Origin of the sequence: Pseudomonas sp. BF-R-26 (assembly GCF_019947395.1) — a bacterium.
In the GTDB taxonomy this organism is placed as follows: domain Bacteria; phylum Pseudomonadota; class Gammaproteobacteria; order Pseudomonadales; family Pseudomonadaceae; genus Aquipseudomonas; species Aquipseudomonas farris.
Map to the genome: position 1 here is coordinate 133,308 of NZ_JAGYGK010000001.1, position 25,668 is coordinate 158,975.

General features: G+C 60.6%; 21 protein-coding genes. 13 read left to right on the plus strand and 8 right to left on the minus strand.

Translation table 11 applies throughout. The features are described 5' to 3' along the window. The first annotated feature begins 154 nt into the window (after positions 1–154). Together KGB18_RS00655 and glmS are read left to right on the plus strand one after the other, a co-directional pair. Complete coding sequence (locus KGB18_RS00655; protein ID WP_123720103.1) at positions 155–931, plus strand: DeoR/GlpR family DNA-binding transcription regulator; 777 nt, start codon at positions 155–157, stop codon at positions 929–931. A 1-nt stretch (position 932) separates the two neighbouring features. Beyond that, a complete protein-coding gene (gene glmS, locus KGB18_RS00660; protein WP_123720104.1) occupies positions 933–2,765 on the plus strand; it encodes a glutamine--fructose-6-phosphate transaminase (isomerizing) in 1,833 nt (610 codons plus the stop codon). A gap of 74 nt (positions 2,766–2,839) precedes the next feature. Here glmS and KGB18_RS00665 read toward each other — a convergent pair whose 3' ends face one another. The 6 genes from KGB18_RS00665 to KGB18_RS00690 are packed head-to-tail and all read right to left on the minus strand — an operon-like array spanning position 2,840 to position 8,578. Then, positions 2,840–3,772 (minus strand): phosphatidate cytidylyltransferase, encoded by a 933-nt coding sequence (locus KGB18_RS00665; RefSeq protein WP_123720105.1) that lies wholly within the window; start codon positions 3,770–3,772, stop codon positions 2,840–2,842. 1 nt (position 3,773) lies between these two features. After that, a complete protein-coding gene (locus KGB18_RS00670) occupies positions 3,774–4,394 on the minus strand; it encodes a lysophospholipid acyltransferase family protein (RefSeq protein WP_223569240.1) in 621 nt (206 codons plus the stop codon). An 11-nt stretch (positions 4,395–4,405) separates the two neighbouring features. Beyond that, positions 4,406–4,861: a hypothetical protein gene (locus tag KGB18_RS00675; protein WP_123720107.1), complete on the minus strand. Its 456-nt coding sequence runs from the start codon at positions 4,859–4,861 to the stop codon at positions 4,406–4,408. Continuing rightward, positions 4,851–6,161, minus strand: a complete 1,311-nt coding sequence (locus KGB18_RS00680) for a phosphatase PAP2/dual specificity phosphatase family protein (RefSeq protein ID WP_223569241.1) — start codon at positions 6,159–6,161, stop codon at positions 4,851–4,853. The genes KGB18_RS00675 and KGB18_RS00680 overlap by 11 nt, the downstream gene beginning before the upstream one ends. After that, a complete protein-coding gene (locus tag KGB18_RS00685) occupies positions 6,158–7,915 on the minus strand; it encodes a bifunctional alpha/beta hydrolase/class I SAM-dependent methyltransferase (protein ID WP_223569242.1) in 1,758 nt (585 codons plus the stop codon). Before KGB18_RS00685 ends, KGB18_RS00680 begins: the two co-directional genes overlap by 4 nt. A gap of 39 nt (positions 7,916–7,954) precedes the next feature. Then, on the minus strand, positions 7,955–8,578 hold the full coding sequence (locus KGB18_RS00690; protein WP_123720110.1) for a CDP-alcohol phosphatidyltransferase family protein: 624 nt from the start codon (positions 8,576–8,578) through the stop codon (positions 7,955–7,957). A gap of 159 nt (positions 8,579–8,737) precedes the next feature. Between KGB18_RS00690 and KGB18_RS00695 the strand changes: the two genes are divergently transcribed. The 6 genes from KGB18_RS00695 (at position 8,738) to KGB18_RS00720 (ending at position 16,694) form a co-directional block, all read left to right on the plus strand. Continuing rightward, the gene (locus KGB18_RS00695; protein WP_223569243.1) at positions 8,738–9,640 is read left to right on the plus strand and encodes a LysR family transcriptional regulator; all 903 of its coding nucleotides are present in this window, start codon (positions 8,738–8,740) and stop codon (positions 9,638–9,640) included. Between the two features lie 130 nt (positions 9,641–9,770). Continuing rightward, positions 9,771–10,397 (plus strand): glutathione S-transferase family protein, encoded by a 627-nt coding sequence (locus KGB18_RS00700; protein WP_223569244.1) that lies wholly within the window; start codon positions 9,771–9,773, stop codon positions 10,395–10,397. Positions 10,398–10,460: 63 nt separating this feature from the next. Next, the gene (locus tag KGB18_RS00705; protein WP_223569245.1) at positions 10,461–12,491 is read left to right on the plus strand and encodes a pyridoxamine 5'-phosphate oxidase family protein; all 2,031 of its coding nucleotides are present in this window, start codon (positions 10,461–10,463) and stop codon (positions 12,489–12,491) included. A gap of 348 nt (positions 12,492–12,839) precedes the next feature. Next, on the plus strand, positions 12,840–13,217 hold the full coding sequence (locus tag KGB18_RS00710; RefSeq protein WP_223569246.1) for a DUF6124 family protein: 378 nt from the start codon (positions 12,840–12,842) through the stop codon (positions 13,215–13,217). A gap of 164 nt (positions 13,218–13,381) precedes the next feature. Next, the gene (locus KGB18_RS00715; protein WP_223569247.1) at positions 13,382–14,575 is read left to right on the plus strand and encodes a DUF3142 domain-containing protein; all 1,194 of its coding nucleotides are present in this window, start codon (positions 13,382–13,384) and stop codon (positions 14,573–14,575) included. After that, positions 14,562–16,694, plus strand: coding sequence for a hypothetical protein (locus KGB18_RS00720; RefSeq protein WP_223569248.1), 2,133 nt, complete (start codon positions 14,562–14,564; stop codon positions 16,692–16,694). The genes KGB18_RS00715 and KGB18_RS00720 overlap by 14 nt, the downstream gene beginning before the upstream one ends. Positions 16,695–16,704: 10 nt before the next feature. Here the strand turns inward: KGB18_RS00720 and KGB18_RS00725 are convergent, their stop codons facing one another. Then, positions 16,705–17,334: a LysE family translocator gene (locus KGB18_RS00725; protein WP_223569249.1), complete on the minus strand. Its 630-nt coding sequence runs from the start codon at positions 17,332–17,334 to the stop codon at positions 16,705–16,707. A 145-nt stretch (positions 17,335–17,479) separates the two neighbouring features. Here KGB18_RS00725 and KGB18_RS00730 point away from each other — a divergent pair, with 145 nt between their 5' ends. Beyond that, a complete protein-coding gene (locus KGB18_RS00730) occupies positions 17,480–17,953 on the plus strand; it encodes an Lrp/AsnC family transcriptional regulator (protein WP_201061107.1) in 474 nt (157 codons plus the stop codon). Positions 17,954–18,012: 59 nt separating this feature from the next. Here KGB18_RS00730 and lpdA read toward each other — a convergent pair whose 3' ends face one another. Then, the gene (gene lpdA, locus KGB18_RS00735) at positions 18,013–19,413 is read right to left on the minus strand and encodes a dihydrolipoyl dehydrogenase (protein WP_123720117.1); all 1,401 of its coding nucleotides are present in this window, start codon (positions 19,411–19,413) and stop codon (positions 18,013–18,015) included. A 208-nt stretch (positions 19,414–19,621) separates the two neighbouring features. Here lpdA and hflK (KGB18_RS00740) point away from each other — a divergent pair, with 208 nt between their 5' ends. Genes hflK (KGB18_RS00740) through KGB18_RS00755 form a run of 4 tightly spaced genes read left to right on the plus strand, consistent with a single transcriptional unit; the run spans position 19,622 to position 25,594 of the window. Continuing rightward, on the plus strand, positions 19,622–21,586 hold the full coding sequence (gene hflK, locus KGB18_RS00740) for a protease modulator HflK (RefSeq protein ID WP_223569326.1): 1,965 nt from the start codon (positions 19,622–19,624) through the stop codon (positions 21,584–21,586). Beyond that, the gene (gene hflC, locus KGB18_RS00745; RefSeq protein ID WP_038980476.1) at positions 21,583–22,632 is read left to right on the plus strand and encodes a protease modulator HflC; all 1,050 of its coding nucleotides are present in this window, start codon (positions 21,583–21,585) and stop codon (positions 22,630–22,632) included. The genes hflK (KGB18_RS00740) and hflC overlap by 4 nt, the downstream gene beginning before the upstream one ends. Continuing rightward, on the plus strand, positions 22,629–23,687 hold the full coding sequence (gene hflK / locus KGB18_RS00750; protein ID WP_223569250.1) for a protease modulator HflK: 1,059 nt from the start codon (positions 22,629–22,631) through the stop codon (positions 23,685–23,687). The genes hflC and hflK (KGB18_RS00750) overlap by 4 nt, the downstream gene beginning before the upstream one ends. Continuing rightward, positions 23,684–25,594 carry a heavy metal translocating P-type ATPase gene (locus KGB18_RS00755; RefSeq protein ID WP_223569251.1) on the plus strand — a complete coding sequence of 637 codons (1,911 nt, stop codon included), beginning with the start codon at positions 23,684–23,686 and terminating at the stop codon, positions 25,592–25,594. Before hflK (KGB18_RS00750) ends, KGB18_RS00755 begins: the two co-directional genes overlap by 4 nt. Positions 25,595–25,668: the final 74 nt, after the last annotated feature.

The window sequence follows — 25,668 nt, forward strand, 5'->3', positions numbered from 1 at the left end:
ACAGGGAATTCGTGTTCATCCTGTAGGAGCTGCCGAAGGCTGCGATCTTTTTTATGGGTTATCCACACATCTTTTTTCTAACGCTGACTTGACGAAGTTTCGCTAATAGGTTTTGATTGCTTACGTTATCTTTCGAATCGAAACTTACCAAGCCATGTCGAAGCGCAACACGCCCCAACGCCGCCACAACATCCTCGCCTTGCTCAATGAGCAGGGGGAAGTCAGTGTGGATGAGCTGGCCAAGCGCTTCGAAACCTCGGAAGTTACGATTCGCAAGGACTTGGCGGCGCTTGAAAGCAACGGTTTGTTGCTGCGTCGTTATGGCGGGGCGGTCACGATGCCTCAGGAGCTGGTCGCCGACCTCGGCCAACCGGTTTCCAAATACAAGCAGGCCATTGCCCGCGCCGCCGTCACGCGAATCCGCGAGCATGCGCGAATCATCATCGACAGCGGCAGTACCACCGCCGCGATGATCCCGGAACTCGGTCAGCAACCGGGTCTGGTGGTGATGACTAACTCCCTGTATGTCGCCAACGCTTTGAGCGAACTCGAGCACGAGCCGGTGCTGCTGATGACCGGGGGGACCTGGGATCCGCATTCTGAGTCCTTCCAGGGTCAGGTGGCCGAGCAAGTACTACGCTCATATGACTTTGATCAGCTATTTATCGGTGCCGATGGCATTGATCTGGTACGCGGGACCACCACCTTCAATGAATTGCTGGGCTTGAGCCGTGTCATGGCCGAGGTTGCCCGCGAAGTGATTGTGATGGTCGAAGCCGATAAGATCGGTCGCAAAATTCCCAATCTGGAACTGCCATGGAGCAGCGTCCATACCCTCATCACCGATGATCGCCTGCCACTGGAGGCACGCGATCAGATTCAGGCCCGCGGCATTAATTTGATTTGCGCCGCCGTCAGTCAGGAGAGCTAGCATGTGTGGAATTGTCGGTGCAGTCGCAGAACGTAACATTACTGCCATCTTGCTCGAAGGCCTCAAACGTCTGGAATACCGTGGCTATGACAGCGCCGGTGTGGCGGTGTACACCAACGATGAAAAACTCTTGCGCACGCGTCGTCCGGGCAAGGTCAGCGAACTGGAACAGGCGCTGATCGAAGAGCCTCTGGTCGGCCGTCTGGGCATTGCCCATACCCGCTGGGCGACCCACGGCGCGCCTTGCGAACGCAATGCTCACCCGCATTTTTCGGGCGATCTGGCGGTGGTGCACAACGGCATCATCGAGAACCATGAAGCCCTGCGCGAGCAACTCAAGGCTCTGGGTCACGTGTTCACGTCGGACACTGACACTGAAGTCATCGCGCATTTGCTGAACGAAAAACTCAATGATCAGCCCGACCTGGCTGCGGCCCTGAAAGCGACCGTCAAAGAACTGCACGGTGCTTATGGCTTGGCGGTGATCAGTGCCCGGCAACCGGATCGCCTGGTGGCGGCCCGCAGTGGCAGCCCACTGGTGATCGGTCTGGGCCTGGGTGAAAACTTCCTGGCCTCCGATCAATTGGCACTGCGCCAGGTCACTGACCGGTTCATGTACCTGGAAGAAGGCGATATCGCCGAAATTCGCCGCGACAGCGTGCAGATCTGGGACATCAACGGCGCACTCGTCGAGCGTGAAAGCGTTCAGTACCGTGACGGGGCCGAAGCGGCTGACAAGGGCGAATTCCGCCATTACATGCTCAAGGAAATTCACGAGCAACCGGCCGTGGTGCAGCGCACCCTTGAAGGTCGCCTGAGTCAGAACCAGGTGCTGGTCGAGGCGTTCGGTCCCCAAGCTGCCGAGCTGTTCGCCAAGGTGCGCAATGTACAGATCGTCGCCTGCGGCACCAGCTATCACGCCGGCATGGTTGCCCGTTACTGGCTCGAAGAACTGGCTGGCATCCCGTGTCAGGTCGAAGTCGCCAGTGAATTCCGTTATCGCAAGGTAGTGGTGCAGCCGGACACCCTGTTCGTGAGCATCTCCCAGTCAGGTGAAACCGCCGACACTTTGGCCGCGCTGCGCAATGCCAAGGAGCTGGGATTCCTCGCCAGCCTGGCAATCTGCAACGTCGGCATCAGCTCTCTGGTGCGTGAATCGGACCTGACGCTGCTGACCCAGGCCGGTCGCGAAATCGGCGTAGCCTCGACCAAAGCCTTCACCACTCAACTGGTTGGCCTGCTGTTGCTGACTCTGTCTCTGGGTCAGGTTCGCGGTACGTTGGCTGAAGGTGTCGAAGCCACACTGGTTGAAGAACTGCGTCGCCTGCCGACCCGTTTGGGCGAAGCCCTGGCCATGGACAGCACCGTGGAGAAAATCGCCGAGCTGTTCGCCGAGAAGAACCACACGCTGTTCCTCGGTCGCGGCGCGCAATTCCCGGTGGCGATGGAAGGGGCCCTCAAGCTCAAGGAAATCTCTTACATCCACGCGGAAGCCTACCCGGCGGGCGAACTGAAACATGGCCCGTTGGCGCTTGTGGATAACGACATGCCGGTGGTCACCGTGGCGCCGAACAACGAGTTGCTGGAGAAGCTGAAGTCCAACCTACAGGAAGTCCGCGCCCGTGGCGGTGAACTGATCGTCTTCGCCGACGAGCAGGCCGGCATGACCAATGGCGAAGGCACTCATGTCGTCCAGATGCCGCACATCCACGACATCCTGTCGCCGATCCTCTACACCATCCCGCTGCAGCTGCTCTCGTACTACGTCGCTGTATTGAAAGGTACTGACGTTGACCAGCCGCGTAACTTGGCGAAGTCGGTGACTGTGGAATAAGTTATCCACAAGCAATGAAATGAAAAGACCGCAGCTTTGGCTGCGGTCTTTTTTTTTGAAAAAGGCCAGCTATTTCAAGTCCACCAATACCGCACAAGATGAAAGAAGATCGGTGCCGCAAAACACACTGAATCCAGTCGATCCAGCATCCCGCCGTGGCCTTCGATCATGTGCCCCCAATCCTTCACGCCGCGATCACGCTTGATTGCCGACATCACGATGCCGCCGGCAAACCCCAGCAGGTTGATCAGCAGCGCAATCAAGAACGACTGCCACGGGCTGAACGGTGTGGTCCACCACAAGGCTGCACCAATCAGCGAGGACAGCAAAACGCCGCCGACAAAACCTTCAACGGTTTTCGACGGTGACAGAGTGGGCGCGATTTTGTGTTTGCCGAACAACTTGCCGCATACGTACTGCAGCACGTCCGACAGCTGCACCACGATCACCAGATACGCGATCAGCAGCAGGTTGCGGCCTTCATAACCGACGATGTCCAAGGTCAGCAGGGCGGGCACGAACGACACGCAGAACACCGCGATCATCAAGCCCCATTGCACTTTCGACGCCCGCTCGAGGAAGTGCGTGCTGTCGCCGCCGAGAGACGCAAGGATCGGCAGCAGCAAAAACACGTACACCGGAATAAAGATCGAGAACAGTCCGTACCAATCGGAATAGATCAGCAGATATTGCAGCGGCAATGCCAGGTAAAACGCTGCCACCAGCGCCGGGTAGTCGCTGCGTCGGGTGGGCATGAGGGTGAGGAATTCGCGTAGCGCATAGAACGATACCGCGTAAAACAACAGAATCACCGCGCCGGTGCCTAGCCAAAAGGCGACACCGATCACCACCACCATCACCCACCAGGCATTGATGCGGGCGTTGAGGTTTTCGATGACTGCATTGGGCGTGCCCCGGGTGCGCAGTTTGAGGATCAGGCCAATCAGTGAGGCCAGCACCAGGATCATGCCGATCCCGCCGAACAGCATCAGGGTTTGTCTATCCATGTCAGGAATGCTCCGGGGCGAGGGCCAGCAGTGCGTCGCGGCTGCGTGAAAGGAACTGCTCTTTGCTCTCGTCTTCAGTCACTTGCAGGGGCGCGCCGAAACTGGTGGTACACAGCAGCGGCAGTGGCAGCACTCGGCCCTTGGGCATGACCCGGTTGAGGTTGGCGATCCACACCGGAATCACCTGGGCCTGTGGGTAACTTTTTGCCAAGTGGTACAGGCCGCTTTTGAACGGCAGCAGACCCTCTTCCAGATTGCGCGTGCCTTCGGGAAAGATGATTAACGAATCACCCTTCTGGAGGGCGTCGAGCATGGGCTGCAACGGGTTATCCACAGGGTCCTTGCGCTCGCGGTCGATCAGCACGCCGTTGAACACCCGGCTGATGATGTAACGGCGTAAGGCGCTCTTGTTCCAGTAGTCGCTGCCGGCCACCGGTCGCGTAAGTTTGCGCAGGGTGGAAGGGAGCGAGGCCCAGAGGAGCACGAAGTCGCCGTGGCTGCTGTGATTGGCAAAATAGATGCGCTGCACGGGTTCCGGCGCGCAACCCATCCACAGGCTGCGGGCGCCAGTAACGGTTCGGGCCATAGAGGTGATGAGGGTGGCGACCACAGGTTCGAACATTAACGATTTCCTTATCCAGCGAAGGGCAGCCAAGGGCTGGCCAGAATGACAGCCAATGGTGGCAGCACTTGGGCGACCAGCAGGACAGCCTGTTTGCGCAGCAGTTTAAGCCCCCCGCGCTGACGTTCGGCCCAAGGCCGGCCGGCACGGTTGGCCGGTTGCAGGCCGAGGTTTTGCAGGGCTTGATCGAGGGCTTGAGTGCGGTCTGACAAAGCGTCAGCGTCGCGGGCCATCAGGGTAAACAGGTCAGCGTCGAAGGCCACCCGCAGCGCCCAGTATTTTTGCCATAGCCCGAGGATGATCAGCCATGCGCTGAGGATCAAGAACGGCGCAGTCGGGGTGATCAGCAGCAGTTGCAGCAGGCCGAACAACACACCCAGCAAGGTCAGCCCTGTGGATAACTGATCGAGAGTGCGGCCCCGGCGCAGCAGGCTGGCGACCACGTGCAGTTCCATGTCAACCGGCATAGGCGCTCTCCAGGGCTTGACGATGGGCCGGATGCAGCACCACTTGCGGACGCGCGGCCTGGATCATCGCCACGGCGGCATCGACGGTGGCCGCTCGACCGCTGTGCAGCAACCAGGCCGCGATAGCGGTGGCGCTGCGTGAATAGCCCAAAGCGCAGCAGACCAGCAATGGGCCTTGCTGGCGCAGATGTTCAATGGCCTGGGCGGCGGCGAGGCATTGCTCAGCGCTGGGCGTGGTCAGGTCGAGTATCGGAACGTTTTGATAGGCGCGGCCTCTCGGGTTGAGCGGCAGCTCAGCGCATAGATCAACCACCGCTTTGAACGGCGCCAACTGCTCAGCGTCGGGAAGCCTGCCGAGCCAAACGTTATCCACAACCTCATTGGGCTGCGGATGCTTGCGGGTCCAAAGCCGTGAGTTGATCCACGCCGCTGCCACGTAAGGTGCAAATAACCAACGGGCGGCCGGGCTAAGGCGGCCGTCGGCACGTTTCTGAAAACCGGCGGCGTCCAGCAGCGTGTAGTTGAGCGCCACCAACAGCAACGCCACGGCGGGCCAGATCAGCCACAGCCATCCGCCGCCCAGGCCAAAGGCTGGAATGGCGAATATCGCCGCACCGATGCCATAACGCAGGGCCAGGCGCCAGCGTTTCGGATCCTTGGCCAACCGCAGGCTACTCAAGGGGCTGGGCCGATCCAGCGGCCACAACCACACGCACAGCCAGCCTGCGAGGGCGCCTGTGGGTAAGTCGATAAAGTGATGTTGATAAGTGGTCAGCACCGAAATCCCGATCAATGCGAACCAGCCGTGCACCAGCCAGCGCCACAGGCCTTGCGTGTGCCGTTGGTACATCACCCACAAAATCACCAGCAGGGCGATGTGCAGCGACGGTGCCTGATTGAATGGCTTGTCGAACCCGGCCAGCACCGCGAACAGCCAACCGAACACTCCATCCAGTTCAGGCCGTTCGAAGGTGAAGCGCAGCGGCCATAACAGGAAACAACTGACTGAGATCATTTGAGCACTCAGCAGGCGCAAGGCGTGGCGCTTGAGTTCATGGCGACTGTCGGACAGCAGCAGCGAAAAACCGTACAGCAGATCAATCGTCCAGTAGGGGACGATGGTCCAGGCCCAGAAGGGCATGGCGGTTTCCCAATCGAAAACGACGGTGTCGACATCGCTGCGCTGGGCCGTGACCCACGTGGCAAAGCCGTAGCTGGCGAAAAACAGCGGCGCCAGCACCAGCAACCAGAGCACGGCGGGTTTCAGCAAACCCGGCTCTCTCGGGGCAGCCCCCATCATTGCACCCGTTGCGCGAGGGACACGGTGAAGATCCCCCATTCATCCACTCGCTGGGTGATTTTACGAAAACCCGCTGCTTCCACCAGTTGATCCATTTCCGCCTGGCTGCGCCGACGCATCACCCACGCCTGGCCTTGACGGTGACTGGTGAGAGCGCGGGCGATCAGTTCCAGCTGCGGGTGCCAGGGTTGACCGGTGTAGACCAGATAGCCACCGGGCTCCACGGCCTCGGCCAAGCCCGCCAGAGAGCCGCCGACCAGTGCATTGTCGGCAAACAGTTCATACAAACCGGACACCACCGCCAGTGTCGGTTTTGGGTCCAGTGCCGCCAGGTCGGCGCGGTCGAACGCGTCGCCTTTCACGAACTGCGCGATGTCTCCAAGGCCTTTATCGCGAATCAGCGCACCACCGTCACGTACATTGATGTCGCTGTAATCGCGCAACAGTATCGATTCCGGTAGCGGGCTGACGCCTTGCAAGGCTTCGAGAATATAGCGGCCGTGACCGGCGGCGATGTCGACGATGCGCACCGGTCGGCCTTCTTCGCGCAGCTTGGCCATGGTCAGGCGCAGCAACTCTTCGACATTGAGTTTGCGCTGGCGAATGCCGCGCCAGCCGATGGAATTCAGGTAGTTCTGATCAATCATCCGCCCGAGCCCGCCCTTGCCGGTGGGCTGGTTGCGGTACACGTAGTCCAGGGTGCTGCCGGAGTCGAAACCGGTGTCGAAGCCCAGCTTCACCCCGTCAGACAGCCGGCTGCCCAAGCGCATGCTGGCGCGGGTCATGCGCCAGTACAGGTCACGCAACGAGTTGTGCGGCAGCGGGGCGGCGAGGGATTCGGATTCGGCGCAGGTCAGGCCGATCTTGTCGGCATCGAGCAACGAGGCCCGGTCCAGCGGGTATTCAAAGTTTTGCAGGATAAAGCGTTTGGCGCTGGCTACGGCCACGGCGCGATCACGTTCCCCAAGCGTGTCGTGGAAGAAGCCCGGGAGGATGTGTTTTTCCTTTTTCAGGCTGCCCAGGCGTTCGAAAAACTGTTCCTGGGGTTTGCGGTGGACCACAAAATCCGAGCCGGAAATCAGCAGCTGGGTCGGCACTTGAATCGCCTGCGCATCGGCCACCACACGGTCGGCGGCTTCATACAAGCCGAGCAGCACATTCACCGAAATCGCCTTGGTGATCAGCGGATCGCTGTCGTAGGAGGCGACGCGTTCCGGGTCGTGGCTGAGGAACTTGGCCTTGACGTAGCTGTTGACGAAAAAGTTGCCGCGAAACTTGCGCATCAGCGCCAGGCCCGGACGGGCGAAAGGTACGTAGAGCTTGACCTTGAATGCGGGCGACGCGAGCACCAGCGAGCGGATGCGCGGTGCATAGTCGTGGACCCAGGTCGAGGCAATCACCGCGCCGACGCTCTGGGCGATCACGGCCATGTTCTCTTCGTCGATCTGGTGAGTCGCGTTCAGGTGATCGCAAAAGGTCTGCACGTCACGCACGCTGGTGGCGAAACTCGGGCTGTCACCGCGAGCGCCCGGCGACTGACCATGGCCGCGCGCGTCCCAGGCAAAGAAGTCGAACGCTGGCAGGTCCAGTTCATCCACCAGGTGGGCGATGCGCCCCGAGTGTTCATGGCCGCGATGAAACAGCAGCACAGCCTTGCGCGGTTCACCCGGATTACCCGCCGTGGCCGGCCAATGACGGTAGAACAGTTCAACGCCGTCGTGGGTAGTGAAGGTCTGATTCTGAGTTTCACGCATTGCACTTTCCTTATGCTTGGGGAGCCTTACGCTGAGGCCTTATGCCGAGGGGGCGTTTTCCTGCACTTCTTTCAGGCCCAGACGGACCCGGTTGACCAAGGTGTAAGCCAGCAGGACGGCGACCACCGCAAACACAACGTTAATCCACAACGCGCTGATCCAGCCGATGGCAATGCCGGTGGCCAAGACGCCCAGTACAAACGCGCGATCGCTCTTGCCCATCGGGCCGTCATAACGCCGCGATGCGCCGACCATCGGCCCGAGGACGCCACTGTACTCGCTGAACAATGCCAGCAGCGTGACCAACAGCACAATCAACACACTCACATCGGGAATCAGGGCAAAAGGCAGGATCAGCGCGCTGTCGGCAACGATATCGCACAGTTCATTAAGGTAGGCGCCGAGGCGCGACTGCTGGCCGAATTCCCGGGCCAGCATGCCATCGATAGCGTTCAGCGCCATCCGCAGGATCATCCACACGGGAATCAGCAGAAATACCCACAGGTGATTGGCGAAACAGGCAATCCCGACGCCCGTCACGACCGAAATGACGCCGGCCAGCACGGTGATTTGATTGGCGGTGGTGCCGTTATCGAACAGTCGCTGAACCAGCGGTCGCAACAGATTCTGGAAGGCGGGCTTAAGTTGGTAGATGGAGGGCATCTGGATACGGTCTCAGCAATTGAAAGCGTGAACGTTCAGGGTTATACGTCACAATAATCAGAATGCCAGTAAAACTGCACGGCTCATCCTCTTCCAGCGATATCCAGGTCCAATCGGGAACTGTCGGCCTCGCGTTTTTCAGTGCTCAGGAGTTAATCCATGGACCGCTTCCAGGAAATGCAGGTCTTCGCCACCGTCGCCCAGGAGCAAGGCTTCTCGGCGGCGGCGCGGCGTTTGGGGATGTCGGCGGCCAGCGTCACCCGCGCCGTGGCGGCGTTGGAGAAACGCATTGGCACGCTATTGCTGACACGTACCACCCGCAGCGTGCATTTGAGCGAGGCGGGTCAGCGTTATCTGGAGGACTGTCGGAGAATTCTCACCGAGGTGCAGGAAGCCGAGGATTCGGCAGCCGGGAGCCACGCCCAACCTCGTGGGCAACTGACGATCACGGCGCCGGTATTGTTCGGTGATTTGTTCGTTACGCCGGTCATGGTCGGTTACCTGACTCAATTCCCTGAAGTCAGCATCAACGCTCTACTGGTCGACCGGGTGGTGAGCATGGTCGAGGAGGGCATCGATGTTGCTGTGCGCATCGGTGAGTTGCCGGACAGCAATCAGCATGCAATTCGTGTGGGCGAAGTGCGGCGGGTGATCTGCGCTTCCCCTGGATTCCTGACCGACCATGGTCGGCCTCGCCATCCTGCAGATTTGAGCGCAGCCCCGATCATCGCTACCTCGTCCATCGGTCAGCACAGAAGCTGGCCGTTCCTTGACGGGGGAGAGCCGATCAGCGTTCGTCCGGAACCGCGTCTGGTGGTCACCGCCAATCAGGCGGCTATTACTGCTGCCGCCATGGGACTGGGACTGACCCGAGTGCTGTCGTATCAAGTGGCGAGCAAGGTCGCCGCCGGTGAGCTGGAAATCGTTCTGGCTGACTTCGAACTGCCGCCATTGCCCATTCATGTGGTCTACCAGGGTGGGCGCAAGGCCCCGGTGCGGGTCCGTAGTTTTGTGGACTTCGCGGTGAAGGTACTGCGCGAACACCCAGCCCTGCACGACTGAGGGTTATTGCACTGGGTGAAATAATGGATTGCGTTTGCTGGTTATTCTGTTGTTTTGGTTGCGGATGGAAGATAGCCCCCTATCGGCGCTGATCTTTCCTGAATGGCGCCACCACCCAGCGGAGTCGACCATGCAAGCCATCAAACTCTACAACTTCCCACGTTCTGGCCATGCTCACCGTGTGGAGCTGATGCTGTCGCTGTTGCAACTGCCGACCGAGCTGATCTTCGTCGATCTGGCCAAGGGCGCGCACAAGCAACCGGACTTCCTGGCACTCAACCCATTTGGTCAGGTTCCGGTGATTGATGATCAAGGCGTGGTGCTGGCCGACTCCAACGCGATCCTGGTCTACCTTGCGTTGAAATACGGTAACGGTCGTTGGCTGCCAACCGATCCGGTCGGGGCAGCCAAGGTTCAGCGCTGGTTGTCGGTCGCCGCCGGGCCGATTGCCTTTGGCCCTGGCAGGGCAAGGCTGATCACTGTGTTTGGTGCGCCTTACAACGCGCAAGAGGTGATCGCTTATTCCCACACCTGTCTCAAAGTGATTGATCAGGAATTGGGCGCAACGCCCTATCTGGTCGGTAACAAGCCGACCATCGCCGACATCGCCGCGTACAGCTACATCGCCCATGCACCCGAAGGCAATGTGTCGCTGGATGACTACGCCAACATCCGTGCCTGGCTGGCGCGGATTGAAGCCTTGCCAGGATTTGTCGGCATGCCGCGCACCGTCGCCGGTTTGCAAAAAACTGCCTGATGCTCACGGCCCGATTCAGTCGGGCCGTTCTTATTGCGCGAGGAGCGCAGGGGAGAAGCCGTTATGGAACGTTCACCTTGGCACGCAGGCGAGAAACAGTTGCAGGCTCACGTGGGTGTCGTCGAACGAATGGACGTATTAGGTCGTAGGGTGATTCGCAGCGAGATGCCGGATCAGCACCGCGCGTTCTATCAGCAACTGCCGTTCATGCTGTACGGCGCGGTGGATGCTGACGGCAACCCTTGGGCCAGCATCCTTGAAGGAGCGCCGGGCTTTGCCCATTCTCCAGAGCCCACGCTGTTGCAGTTCGGCAGCCTGCCTGGCAGCGACGACCCTGCGCAATTGCAAGAGGGAGCGGCGATCGGTCTGCTCGGTATCGAATTGCACACCCGACGTCGCAACCGCCTCAATGGTCGAGTCGGCGCTGTGACGGCGGGCGGCTTCGAGGTGAAGGTGGAGCAGTCTTTCGGCAATTGCCCGCAATACATTCAATTGCGCCAGTTTCGCTCGGTGCCATTGGCGGATCCGGCGACCCGTATCGCGCAGCACCTCCACGGGCTGGATGACGCGGCCAAAGCCATGATCGCCGGCGCCGATACCTTCTTTGTCGCCAGTTATGTGGACGTCGATGGCCAGCGCTCGGTGGACGTTTCTCACCGGGGTGGCCAGGCCGGTTTCGTCCAGGTAGAAGGCAATCGCCTGACCATCCCGGACTTCGCCGGCAACCTGTTCTTCAATACCCTGGGCAACCTGCTGATCAATCCTCGAGCCGGTTTGCTGTTCATCGATTTCGATTCGAGCGACCTGCTGCACCTCAGCGGTCGCACCCAAGTCATCCTCGAAGGCCCGCAGGTCGAAGCCTTTCAAGGGGCCGAGCGGCTGTGGACATTCGAGGTGGAGCGCGTGGTGCGACGGCCCGCAGCACTGGCCTTGCGCTGGCGCTTTGACGGCGTGTCACCCACCAGTTTGCTGACCGGCACCTGGGCGCAGGCGAACGCACGCCTGCAAGCCCAGGCCCTGGGGGATCGCTGGCGGCCGCTGCGCGTGACGCGCATCGAACAGGAAAGCCACAACATCCGTTCGATTTATCTGGAGCCTGCCGATGGCGCCGGGTTGCCGGTGTTTCAGGCCGGGCAACATTTACCCTTGCGGTTCAATATTGGCGGCGAAGTACATATCCGGACTTACAGCCTGTCGAGTGCACCGTCCGACGATTTTTTTCGCATTAGTGTTAAGCGTGACGGGTTGGTGTCATCGCATCTGCATGAACTGATCCGTGTGGGAGATCTGCTGGAAGCCCGTGCACCTCAGGGGCATTTCACCGTGGCACCCAATGAGCGTCGGCCTCTGGTGCTATTGGCCGCCGGCGTTGGCATCACGCCGCTGCTGTCGATGGTGCGTGAGGTTGTTTATCAAGGCCTGCGCACGCGGCGCATCCGTCCTACTTGGTTCTTTCAGAGCTCGCGGACTTTGGCGGATCAGACGTTTCGTCCTGAGCTGGATCGCTTGCTCGACGGCCTCGGTGACGTGGTGCGCGTGCTGCGTTTGCTCAGCCAGCCGGAGCCCGACGCCCGCGAAGGTGAAGATTACGACCTGACCGGGCGCATAGACGCCGATTTGCTCAAGACGATTCTCGAGGTGGAAGACTACGACCAAGTGGATTTTGTCCTGTGTGGCCCGGGAAGTTTTACCCAGGGGCTGTACGACAGTCTGCGGGATCTGGACATCCGCGACTCAAGGATTCATGCCGAAACCTTTGGGCCGTCGACGCTGCGTCGCAAGCCTGATCCGGACGCCGTAGTCATCGAGCAACCACCGGCCGCCACCGTTTCGGTGCCAGTCGTGTTCCAGCGCTCGGCCAAAGAAGCACGTTGGCAGCCGGACGGCGGCAGTTTGCTGGAGCTGGCGGAGAGTCGCGGCCTGCGCCCGGAATTCAGTTGCCGCGGCGGTTCGTGCGGGACCTGCAAGACCCGCCTGATCAGCGGAGAGGTGAATTATCCACAGCCCCCTGCGGAGGTTCCCGGCGCTGGAGAGGTGCTGATTTGTTGTGCGGTGCCGGCGCAGGGTTCGCAGCCTTTGGTGTTGGATCTGTAACTGAACCAGACAACACAGAAAATCCCCTGTGGGAGCGGCTGGCCTGAAAACATTTGCGAATATCCTACAGATTTGGCTGTTCTGAAGGACGATTCCGACATGTTCTAGCGGTTGTCGTGTCAGAAGTCGGGGGGATAGGCTTTGGGAGTCGCTGCAAATTCAGTGATCGGGTTTGGTCGCCCAGGTTTAGAATGGCGCACTTTTATGCTTGCTTCATGGCGAGCTGTGCGTGGGAGGGCTTAGGCCCTGCCGGGTTCCATTCCCTGGTCGACCAACCCGCGTACGGTTCGCCACCCTTCTGCTTGGTCGCAGTGTTGGCGAACTCCAATCCTCGAATGGAGTTTCACCATGTTCAAAGCAACACCGAATCCCCCGGAAACCGATGACGTTTCCCCTTACGAATCCCTCGATTCAAAAAAACTCAACGAAGCCGCCGAACGCGCGCTCGATCACTACCTCAACCCCTCCGCCCTCAAATTCCCCGTGGCCCGCAAGCCGAGCACGATGTATATGGTTGCGCCGGATATCAAAGACGAAGACCTGTTGGCCCACACCTGTGAATCGTTGGCCCAGGCCAGTGTGATGGCGAGTGATTTTGCGGGGTATCTGGAAGGGCCGCACCGGCACACCGCGATGGCGATTCAACAGATCGTCATGCTGGCTGAACTGGCGGTGAACCGGATGCTGGATAACGTTGCCATACCAAAACCTGCGCCACACAGCTAATCCCCTGTAGGAGCGAACTGTGGCGAGGGATTTCTCTTCCAGTAGTTCTTGGTACCGAAAATTCAGGTGATGATTGCCCGCAAGCCAATGGCTGAGTAGGGTAACGAGCAGAGCGACAAAGGGCCTTGAGAGGCCCTTTTTGTATTTCAGGGATAAGGTTTTTCATGGTTTTTTTCACACGCTTGATCGTTTTGCTGGCAGCGGTGTTGCTCAACGGTTGCGAGCGACCGGATGCGCCGCCGCTCGATCAGCAATTCTATGTCTGGCAACGGCAATGGACGCCCGCCCATGAGGCCGCGTTGCGCGACAGCCACGCCGATTTCTCGACCTTGCGCGTACTGGCCTTGCAGGCGTTTCCGCAGGCTGGCTGGAGCCGGGCGCGGATTGATCCGGTGCTGCTCAAGCGTGATGGCCGGCCGCTGATTGCAGTGATTCGTCTGGATGGCCAGCTCAAGAGGCTGGATCAGGACGAGGTCACGGCGCAAATCCAGCAGGTGCTCAGCGATTGGCAAGGACAGGGGCTGATCCTCTCCGGCGTGGAAATCGACCACGATGCGGGTAACGCACGGCTACCGGCCTACCGCGAATTCCTCACGCATTTGCGCGCTGTTCTGCCGGCCTCCTTGCCACTGAGCATCACCGCGTTGCCGGCCTGGCTCGACAGCCCCGAATTACCGGCGCTGCTGGCGGCGGTCGACAGCAGCGTATTGCAGGTGCATGCGGTGAGCGATCCACTGCGTGGGCTGTTCGATCCGAATCAGGCACGGCAGTGGGCCAAGGCCTGGAGCCGTATCACCTCGAAACCGTTTTATTTGGCGCTGCCGGCTTATGGCGTGGCGTTGTTGTCGGGGACCGGTGGCGCGCCGGTGGTGGAAAGCGAAGTGTCTATCGACCGGGGAGGCGATCGACGGGAGTTACTGGCGGATCCGCTGCAACTGAGCAAACTCGGCGCCGAGTTACGCGCCGATCCACCGGCTCATCTGGCCGGGCTGATCTGGTTTCGCCTGCCGCTGGCCAATGATCGCAGGGCCTGGAGCCTGACGACGCTAATCGCTGTGGCGCGTGGCGATATGCTCGACAGCCGCGTGGGGCTGAAGCTCTCGGCGCAGGACGGCCTCTATGACATCAGCGTCAGCAACCAAGGCAACCTCGACAGCGCCTGGCCCGAACGCCTGACATTGGCGGTGCAGGGCTGCGATGGTGCCGATGCATTGGCTGGTTATGCATTGCAACAACGCCCGGATCTGCTTACCTTCACCCGCCTGCGCGAGGGTCGAATCCCCGCCGGCGGGCAGCGCGCCATCGGTTGGGCACGCTGCGCAAATATTGATCAAGGAGGTTCGAATGTTCACCCGTAACTGGCCCCGCCATATGCTTTGCCTGAGCCTCAGCCTGCCGTTGGGTTCGGCGCTGGCCTGCGGGCCGGACTTTCCCATGCGGCTGCTGGACAACCGTGGCCAGTCACTGGCGGAACTGCCGGAAGGCAACTTCAACGTCGAGATCAACCGCCTCGGGCATGCCATCGCTGGACTGAAAAATGTCACCGCAGCCACCAACATTCCGGGGGACGGTTACGGCGATGCGCCTGATTACGCGGGTCAGCGGAACACCGCCGAACAGGCCGGTCTGACGCCTGAGCAGCAAGCGCTGGTGCAACAGCTGCGCAGCCTGACCGATGCCCGTCAGGTTGAAGAGCAAGGCGCGAGCCTGCCGACCGAGCACATGTTCTATCTGGCGGGCGCTGTGGCGTTCAACGCCGGTGACCATGGTTTGGCCACCGAATACTTCCAGAAGGTGCTGGCGCTGCCGGCGGATCAACGTGCGTTGCGCAGTACTTGGGCGGCTTACTCGTTGGGGCGGGCACTGTTTGCCATGAGTTCAGAGGCGGGCGCGGGGCCCGACCTGTTGGCTCAATCTCGAAAGGCTTTCGAGCAGACTCGTCAATTGAGCATCGACGGCTTCAGCGACCCGCTGGAACTGGGTGTTGCCAGCCTCGGCGAAGAAGCGCGAGTGGCCCGCACCGCTGGCGACTGGGATAGCGCCATCGAACTCTACGCCACGCAGAACCTCCACGGTTCGGCGGTGGGTTACAGCTCGTTGAAGTTGTTGATGGCTGATCTGATGGCAATGCCCGACGATCAACTGGCCGTGTTGCTCAAGGGCAAAGCGGTGCAGCAACTGGTGACGGCGTCGTTGATCAGTCGATTGGGCTGGTCATTCGGTGATCAACCGCCGAACGAACAGAAACTGATCAAACTGTTGCAAAACAGCACCCGCGGCAGCCTGGATAACGCGGATCGCCTGGCGGCGATGAATTATCAGCAAGGCGATTACGCCAGTGCCAAAGCCTTCCTCGAACAGGCCGGTGACGGTGGTCTCGCATGGTGGCTGCGGGCGAAATTGGCATTACGTGATGGCGACAAAAACGCTGCCGCGGCGGCGTATGCCAAAGCAGCCCAGGCCTTCCCACAGAACGAGTCCTGGGGCGAACGACGGACCCCGGACTGGGATTACGAAACGGTGCAGCCCAAGTGCCGGGTCGACGGCGAAAGCGCGATCCTGGCCCTGCAACGCGGCGATTATCTGCAAGCCTTTGATCAGCTCTATCGCAGCCAGAACATTTACTGGTACGACGCGGCCACCGTTGCCGAGCGGGTGCTGACCCTCGATGAACTCAAGCAGTACGTCGACACTCAGGTGCCCGCACCGCCGCCGCTCAGCCAGCAGGATCGCGACAATTATGTGCCGTTGTCGGTGGCTGCGAACCTGCGCAATCTGCTCGGGCGGCGCTTGCTGCGTGAAGAACGTTACGACGAAGCACCGGCTTACTTCGACAACGTCGATCTGCAAAACAAGGCTAAGGCGTATGGGCAGTTGCGTCAGGAGGCAGACGCTGCCTGGTGGCCGACCAAACGTGCCGCGGCGTTGTTCAACGCCGCTTCGACGGCACGCCAATGGGGAATGGAGCTTCTCGGCTACGAAATGGCGCCCGATTACGCCACGTTCGGCGGTAATTACAGCCTTGAGAGCCGTGAGCTAAAGGTCGGCCCGTTAGTGGCTGAAGATGAAGTCTTGCGTCAGCAAGCCAGCGCCGCTCAACCCGATGAGCGCTATCACTATCGTTATGTCGCAACGGCTTTGGCCAGTCGTGCTGCCGATAATCTGCCCCATACCAGCCAGGCTTTTGCGGCGGTGTTGTGTGCAGCGGCGGGGTGGAACACCAGCCTTGAAGAAGAAAGTGCCTTCTATCAACGGTATGTGAAAGAAGGCCCGTACGTGGATTGGGCGGAGAACTTCGGTCACCAATGCCCTTATCCCGACTTTGAAAACGCCAGCAAACGTTATGTCACCCAGGCCACCGATGCTACGCGTTCGATGCTGCGGCCCTACAAGAAACCGGTGCAGGTAGGCGCTATTGTGGCGATCACGGCGGCGGCTTTGCTGTTGATCAGTCGCCGCCGTCGAAGAGCGCGATAACCCTCAACCTTCAAGCCTGCTGCACAAAGGTCAGCCGCACCGCGAAGCCGATCAGCAGGCTACCGAACAACCACTGCTGCACCCGCTGGGCCGATGGACTGCGTTGCAGCCAGCGGCCCAGTGCAGCGCCGACCAACGCGTAGGCGCTGTCGAACAACAATCCGATACCGACCAGCATTACGCCCAGCGTCGCAAATTGCGCGAGCACTGGCCCGGCGTGCGGCTCAATGAACTGCGGCAACAGCACCGAGCAGAACAGCAGCGCCTTGGGGTTGAGCAGGTTAGTCAGCAAACCGCGCTGGATCGCCTCGCGCCAATGCGGTTTTTCGGTGGTTGCGTCTGTCCCGTTCAAGCTCGGCAGCATCGTGGTGCGCAGGCACTGAATGCCGATCCACAGCAGGTACGCAGCCCCGATCAGGCGCACCACGTCGAAGGTCCAGGGCGCCGTCTTGAACAGCGCCGCCAAACCCAACGCCGCCAAGGCCACATGACAACCACGCGCCACGCCCAGCCCCAACGCCGTGGCCAGCGCCGCGCCTTTGCCCTGACGCGCGCCGGTCTGCAACAGCAGAATCATGTCCGGGCCGGGCAACAGGTACACCACCGCCAGAGCCATGAAAAACAGCCAGAGTCCTGCCATGTTGCACCCCATTCGTTGTCGATTTGGTGGGATCAGTCTATGGCTGAAGAGCAGGGCAGGTGGTTGCGTAGTCAGCTTCTAAAGCTTCCATATTTGGCATAACCTGCCATTTTGTGATGATCGAACCATCTGGATCTGCCAAACCATGAAACTGGACGCTTACGACCGCAAGATTCTCGCGGCGCTGCAACGGGACGGTCGCCTGAGCAACGTGCAATTGGCTGACGAAATCGGATTGTCCGCCTCGCCCTGTTTGCGTCGGGTACGGATGCTGGAAGAAGCGGGAGTGATTCGCGGCTATCAGGCCAATCTGGATCGAGATGAAGTGGGCCTTGGGCTGACGGTGTTTGTCGGGGTCAAAGTCGAACGACACAACGACGAACAGGCCGAAGCGTTTCGCTTGGCCGTAACGGCATTGCCTGAGGTGATTTCGGCGTTCCTGGTGTCAGGGGAATCAGATTTTCTGCTGCAAGTGGTGGTGCCGGATTTGCGCGCCTATGACCGTTTTCTCACCGGGCGACTGCTGAAATTGCCGGGTGTGAGCGACATCCGCAGCAACTTTGCGATTCACACGGTGAAGACGCCGGGAGCATTGCCGTTGGAGCATTTGCCCATCTGAAAAGTGAAAGATCGCAGCCTGCGTAGGAGCTGCCCGCAGGCTGCGATCTTTTGATCTTTCTACATCTGCGTCGCCATCCCCTCCACATCCATTGCCGCCTGGCGCAAGGCTTCGGAGCGGGTCGGGTGTGGATGACAGGTCAGGGCGATGTCTTCGGCCGAGGCGCTGAACTCCATGGCGACGCAATATTCGCCAATCATTTCACTGACGCTCGGGCCCACAAGGTGCACGCCGAGGATTTCGTCGGTGCGCTCATCGGCCAGTACTTTGGCGAAGCCTTCGGTTTCGTGATTGATCTTCGCCCGGCTGTTGGCGGTGAAGGGAAATTTGCCGACCTTATAGGCGCGACCTTCGGCCTTCAGCTGTTCTTCGGTCTTGCCGACGCTGGCCAGCTCCGGTTTGGTGTAGATCACGCTGGGGATCAGGTCGTAATTGACCTCGCCGGCCTTGCCGACGATTTGCTCGATGCAGGCCATGGCTTCGTCTTCGGCCTTGTGGGCGAGCATGGGCCCCGACGTCACATCACCGATAACCCAGACGCCAGCGGCCTCGGTGCGGTGGCCCTTATTGGCGAGCATGCCGCGTTTGTCCGGGGCGAGACCGACGTTTTCCAGCCCCAGGCCTTGGGTATAAGGGCGTCGACCAATGGCCACCAACACGTAATCGGCTTCAAGTAACTCGGCGGTGCCACCCGCGGCCGGTTCGACGCTGAGCTGTACACCGCTCGCCGACGTCGTGGCGCTGGTGACTTTCGAACTCAACTTGAAGCTGATGCCTTGCTTGCTCAATGAGCGCTGAAGGGTCTTGCCCGCTTCGCCATCTACACCGGGGCAGATACGGTCGAGAAATTCGACCACCGTCACCTTAGCACCCAGGCGCCGCCATACTGAGCCCAGCTCCAGGCCGATCACCCCGGCACCGATCACCACCAGGTGCTTCGGTACTTCGTTCAGCGACAGGGCGCCTGTGGAGTCGAGGATGCGTTTGTTATCGATGTCCACGCCGGGCAGGGGAGTGGGTTCGGAACCGGTGGCGATAACGATGTCCTTGGCGCTCAGCTCGGTCTTGACGCCCTGGCTGTCGGTCACCGTGACTTTGCCCGGCCCGTCGATGTGGCCCCAGCCCTTGATCCAGTCGACTTTGTTTTTGCGAAACAGAAACTCGATGCCTTTGGTCAGCCCGGTAACGCTTTCATCCTTCTGTTTCATCATTTGAGCAAGGTTGAGGACGGGTTTGACCTCAATCCCCAGGTTGGCGAATTCCGCCCCCATGGCCGCGTCGTAGAGTTCGGAGGCATGCAGCAGGGCTTTGGACGGCATGCAGCCGACATTCAGGCAGGTCCCGCCCAAGGTGGCGCGGCCTTCCACGCATGCCGCTTTCAGGCCCAGCTGGCCGGCGCGGATCGCTGCGTTATAACCGCCGGGGCCTGCGCCCAGAATCACGACGTCATAGGTGCTCATAGTGGTACTCCTGGTGAAAGGGGGCAGGATCGATAAAAGTAGCCTTGGATAAAAATTACGAACGTAATATGTGCGTTTCGAGCCATTTCGGTCAAGGCTTCAGCTTGGCGACAGGTTCAGCGCTTTTAGATAGAGCGATTTACGACGAATATTTCACCACTTTCGTTATATCGTAACGAATTGTGATGTGAGCGATGGCTGGGGTGGTATGCAAGTCGATCTCGATGGCGATGGAGCACAGATAGCAGGGCTGCCGCGCTTTCAGCAGGCGGTCATTCAAGGACGGCGATTGCGGCAATTCGCGATCGGTTTGGGTGCCTTGGCTGGCGCAGGGTTGGTGTTGGCGTTTTTTGTCGGTCTGTTTGCGCCGCAATCGCTTTGGCCGGCGTTGCTGGTCAATCAGAGCGCTGGTTTGCTGGTGCTGGTCGCTGGCCTGCAATCGGCATGGTGGGTGACGCAATGGCGCGCAAGAGCGATGAATCCGGCCGTGTTGGTGCCGATGGTTGTCGCTGAGGAAGTCGTTGCCGGTGAAGGCTGGTATGAGCGGTTGCTGGACCGGATCAGTCAGCGTTGGTTGCGCTTGCTGGGGCAGATCGGTGCACCGACGCTTTGGCTTGGCGGCTGGGCGTTGTTGACGTTGTACAGCGTCGGGCAAGTCTGGAATCTGACCTTGCCGCCCGCTGCGCTGGGGTTGTCGGCCAGTGTCGGCGCCGCGCTGTCGTTGCTGCTGGCTTTCGGTTTGCTGGTGCTGGAACGGCAACTGGCGCAGGAAAACGTCGCCCAGTGGCCCGAAGCAGGGCCGTTGGCGCAGTTGACGCGGGTCGCGATTATTTGCCTGGTGCTCAGCGCCCTGTGTTTGTTGTTCGGCAGCGAATCATCGGTCTGGCCGGTGCGTCTGGCGGTGCTGATCGGCTTGCTGCCGGGGCTGGTCGCCATCGAGTTGCTGCTGCGTGCCGTGTTGTCGCTGTTCAGTCCCCGTCGTGAACAACTTGAACCGGCCTTGCTGGCGCGAATCTTCGTCGCCGACATGCTGCGCTGGCCGCCGCAGCCTTTGCTCGCATTGCAGCACGAACTGCACAACCGCTTCGGTATCGACCTGCGACAAATCTGGGCCTTCACTTACATGCGCCGGGCGTTTTTGCCGGTGCTGGCGGTGGTGGCTATCGTCGGTTGGTCGCTCACCGGCATTCACGAAATTGCGCTGCAAGGACGCGGTATCTATGAGCGTTTCGGCAAACCGGTGGAAGTTTTCGGTCCTGGTTTGCACGCCGGTTTGCCGTGGCCGCTGGGCCGCGTGCTGAGCGTCGAAAACGGTGTGGTCCACGAGTTGGCCACCAGCGTGGGCGAAACGTCGGCACCGGTCGAGGCCGAACCAGCCGAAGGCCCGGCACCAGCGATTGCCAATCGCTTGTGGGACGCCAGCCACGTGAACGACAAATCCCAAGTCATCGCCAGCAGCCGCGCCGACAAGCAAAGCTTCCAGATCGTCAACATGGACGTGCGCTTCGTCTATCGCATCGGCCTGAGCGATCAGGCGGCGCTGGCAGCAACGTACAACAGCGCCGATGTGCCAACGCTAATCCGCAGCACCGCCAGCCGGATTCTGGTTCACGATTTCGCTTCGAGAACCCTGGATGGTTTGCTCGGCGAGGATAGGGTAGGGCTCGCTGAAGAGATCGGTCGCGCCGTGCAGGCTGACCTGCAAAAACTCGACAGCGGCGTGGAAATTCTCGCCACGGTGGTCGAAGCCATCCACCCGCCAGCGGGGGCGGCCAACGCTTATCACGGCGTGCAAGCGGCGCAGATTGGTGCTCAGGCATTGATTTCCCATGAGCGCGGTGCAGCGGCGGAGGCGACCAACCAGGCGCAGTTGCAGGCCAGTATCGCTCGCGATCAAGCCACGGCCAGTGCGCATGAAATCAACTCGAGCGCTCAGGCCGCCGACCTGAAATTTGCCGCCGAGCGAAAGGCTTTTTCCAGCGCCGGCCAGGCCTTTGTGCTGGAGCAATACCTCAGTCAACTGACCCAAGGTTTGGCCAACGCCAAGCTGCTGGTTCTCGATCATCGTCTGGGCGGCAGCGGTAATGCGCCGACCATCGACCTACGTACATTCACGCTGCCGGCTGACCCTGCGCCGCCGCGTAATTCCGCTCAGCCAGGAGCCATCCATTGAGCCAGCCGACGCCTACACACAATCGCGATCACGATGACCACGCCGGCCACGATCACGGCCATGGCGGGCATCACCACGGTCATCACCATCATCACCACGGCGATCCACACGAAGCTGGCCCTTTCCCGTGGCGGCGAATGGGTTGGGCGGCGTTGCTGGTGGCGTTTGCCATTGCAGCGGCGAGCCTGGTGCAAGTGCGTTCGGGAGAGGCCACGGTCATCACTCGCTTCGGTAATCCATCGCGGGTATTGCTGGAACCGGGTCTTGGCTGGCGTTGGCCTGCACCGTTCGAGGCGGCGATCCCGGTGGATCTGCGGCTGCGTACCACCTCCAGTGGTTTGCAGGATGTGGGCACGCGCGATGGTCTGCGCATCATCGTGCAAGCCTACGTGGCCTGGCAGGTGCAGGGTGATCCGGACAACGTGCAACGTTTTATGCGCGCCGTACAGAACCAGCCGGATGAAGCGGCGCGGCAGATCCGAACCTTTGTCGGCTCGGCGCTGGAAACCACTGCCAGCAGTTTCGATCTGGCCAACCTGGTGAACACCGATGCCAACCAAGTACGCATCGCCGATTTTGAAGCGCAGCTGCGTCAGCAGATCGATCAGCAGTTGCTCACCACTTATGGCGTGCGCGTGCTGCAAGTCGGCATCGAGCGTTTGACCCTGCCGTCGGTGACGCTCACCGCGACGGTCGATCGTATGCGCGCCGAGCGTGAAACCATCGCCACTGAACGCACGGCCATCGGCAAGCGCGAAGCTGCGCAAATTCGCTCTGCGGCCGAGCGTGATGCGCGAATCGTGCAAGCCGATGCGACAGTGAAAGCTGCGGACATCGAAGCCCAATCCCGCGTCGAAGCCGCGCAGATTTACGGCCGTGCCTACGCCGGTTCGCCGCAGCTCTACAACTTGCTGCGCTCTCTCGACACCTTGGGCACCATCGTCACGCCGGGCACCAAACTGATTTTGCGCACTGATGCTGCACCGTTCCGGGTGTTGGTTGATGGCCCGCCGACGCTCGATAACAAGTCCGGGTCGCAGCCATGAGTTTGGTTCCACGTGGAACACATGAGTTGAGTAGCCCCTGGATTCAGGCCGGGCGCTTGGCTTTTTTGGCGCTGTACGCCGTGACTGTGCTGGCTGCTTTGGCGTGGGCATTCTCAAATGTGCGGCAAATCGACCCGCAAAATCGTGCCGTGGTGCTGCACTTCGGCGCACTGGATCGCATTCAAAATGCCGGTTTACTGTTGGCATGGCCGCGCCCGTTTGAGCAGGTAATCTTGTTGCCTGCGGCGGATCGGGTGATCGAGCGTCGGGTGGAAAATCTGCTGCGCACGGATGCTGCATTGCAGGCGGATCGAGTCGCGAGTTTCGCCACGCCCATCAGCGATGCACTCGCCGGCTCTGGTTATTTATTGACCGGTGATGCGGGCGTAGTGCAACTGGATGTGCGGGTGTTCTATAAAGTCACCGAACCCTATGCCTTCGTCCTTCAGGGTGAGCATGTGCTACCGGCGCTGGATCGGCTGGTGACGCGCAGTGCTGTGGCGCTCACCGCAGCACGAGATCTGGACACCATTCTGGTAGCTCGACCGGAACTGATCGGTGCCGACAGCCAGGCCGCTGAGCGCCGCGAACGTCTACGCGGCGATCTGGTGCGAGGCATCAATCAGCGCTTGGCCGAACTGACGGCGACCGGGCAGGGGATGGGCATCGAAGTGGCGCGGGTCGATGTGCAATCGAGTCTGCCCGGCCCGGCGGTGAACGCGTTCAATGCAGTATTAACCGCCAGCCAGCAGGCTGACAAAGCCGTGGCCAACGCGCGCACTGAAGCCGAGAAGCTGACTCAGTCTGCCAACGAACAAGCCGACCGCACGCTGCAAGTGGCTCACGCCCAAGCCAGCGAACGCCTGGCCAAAGCCTCTGCCGACACCGCCACGGTGCTGAGTTTGGCCAAGGCGCAACAGCAGGGCACTGACCCGCAAATGCTGCTGCGTATTTACCGTGAACGGATGCCGAAGATTCTCGGGCAGGCCGGCTCGGTGACCACGGTTGATCCGAAAGACGATTCCCGCCTGATCATTCAGGGAGCTGCGCAATGACTGCCCAAACCGCCGCCGCGCCGAGCATGTTGTCCTCGGCTGAACAACGTAGCGCCGCGCGCCAGTTGACCCTGGCCATGCTTGCGCTTGGGCTGCTTGCGCTGGGCCTGATCTGGCGCTGGTTGTCGCCGGAGCAGACCGGTGTCAGCCAATTGCTGCTGGGTTTCGCTTCCTTGCTGGTGGCCGTGCCGGTCATGCGCTCGGCGTGGTACAGCTTGCGTTATCCGAGCTTGCACGGGATCACCGATCAACTGATCGCCCTGGCCATGCTCGGCGCCTGGGCCACAGGCGATCTGCTCACGGCGGCGTTGCTGCCGATCATCATGATCTTCGGTCACGTGCTGGAAGAGCGCAGCGTAATCGGTTCCCAGGAAGCGATTCATGCCCTCGGCAAACTGACTCGCAGCCATGCGCGCAAGATTCAGGCTGACGGGTCCGTCGTTGAAGTCGACAACGGAACACTCAAGGCCGGTGACCTCGTGGAGGTGCGGGCCGGCGATCGAGTGCCGGCGGATGGCCGGGTGCTGTCCGGTCAGGCAAGCCTCGACACCGCTTCGATCACTGGAGAGTCGGTGCCAATAGAAGCCGGTGTGGGCATGCCGGTGTTCGGCGGGGCGATCAATCTTGATGGTCTGCTGCGCATTGAAGTGACCCGCACCGGTCACGAATCGACCTTGGGTAAAGTCATCGCGCTGATGCAAAGCGCCGAACGTTCCAAGCCGCCGATCACCCGTTTGCTCGAACGCTACGCCGGCAGCTACATGGTGCTGGTGTTGCTGCTGGCCGCCGTGACCTGGTTTGTCACCAACGATGCGCAAGCGATGCTCGCAGTGTTGGTAGCGGCTTGCCCTTGCGCGCTGGTGTTGTCGGCTCCGGCCACGGCGATTGCCGGGGTGGCAGTCGCGGCCCGGCACGGGATTCTGATTCGCAGTTCAGCATTCCTCGAAGAGTTGGCTGACCTGACGTCATTGGTGGTCGACAAGACCGGAACCCTGACCTTTGGCACCTTGCGCCTGCAATCCATCGACAGTCCGCTGGAGGATCGCAGTCACGTACTGAAGCTCGCCGCCAGCCTCGGTTCCGCCAGCAGCCACCCGGTCAGCCGCGCCTTGGCAGGGTTGGTCACTCAGGAACACTTTCTGTTGCTCTCCGACATTCACGAGCGTCAGGGGCTGGGTGTAGTGGCGATGACCGAGCAAGGCGAGGCGGCCCTCGGTCGTCCGGAGCTGTTCGCACAATTGGGCGTCGCCACATCAGCTGTGCCCGAACACGACGGCCCTATCGCCGGGCTGGCACTCAACGGTGAATTTCTCGCCTGGCTGTTGCTCGCTGACAGCGTCAAACCCGAGGCGCGGTTTGCCCTGAGTGAGTTGCGTGAATTGGGTTTGGGTCGTCAGCTGTTGCTCACCGGGGATCGGCAAAGCGTTGCGCATACGCTGGCCCGGGATGTGGGGATCAGCGATGTTGAAGCCCAGGCCTTGCCCGAGGACAAACTCAACCGTGTACTGAAAGAGATCGGCAGCGGATTCCGGCCGATGGTGGTGGGAGACGGCATCAACGATTCCCTGGCGCTCAAGGCCGGTGTGGTCGGCGTGGCCATGGGCGCAGGCGGTGCGGACATCGCGCTGGCCTCGGCCGATATCGTATTGATTGGTAGCGACCTGCGCCGGCTCGGAACCTGCGTACGCTTGAGTCGCCACTGCCGCCAGACCTTGCAGGTCAACGTGATCATCGGTTTGGGCTGGACCTTGGCCATCGTCGCGTTTGCTGCATTCGGCTGGCTTGGGGCGGCAGGGGCGATGATTGCCGCGCTGTTGCACAATTTGAGCACGTTATTGGTGCTCGGTAATGCCGGGCGTTTGCTACGCTTTCAGGAACCCCTACTCAAGCTTAAGGATGAGGTGTGAGCGTCTACAACTTTTCAGAACTGTGTGCCGGGTTTGTAGTCATCTAGGGTAAGGCGGTCATTTTCAACGATCGC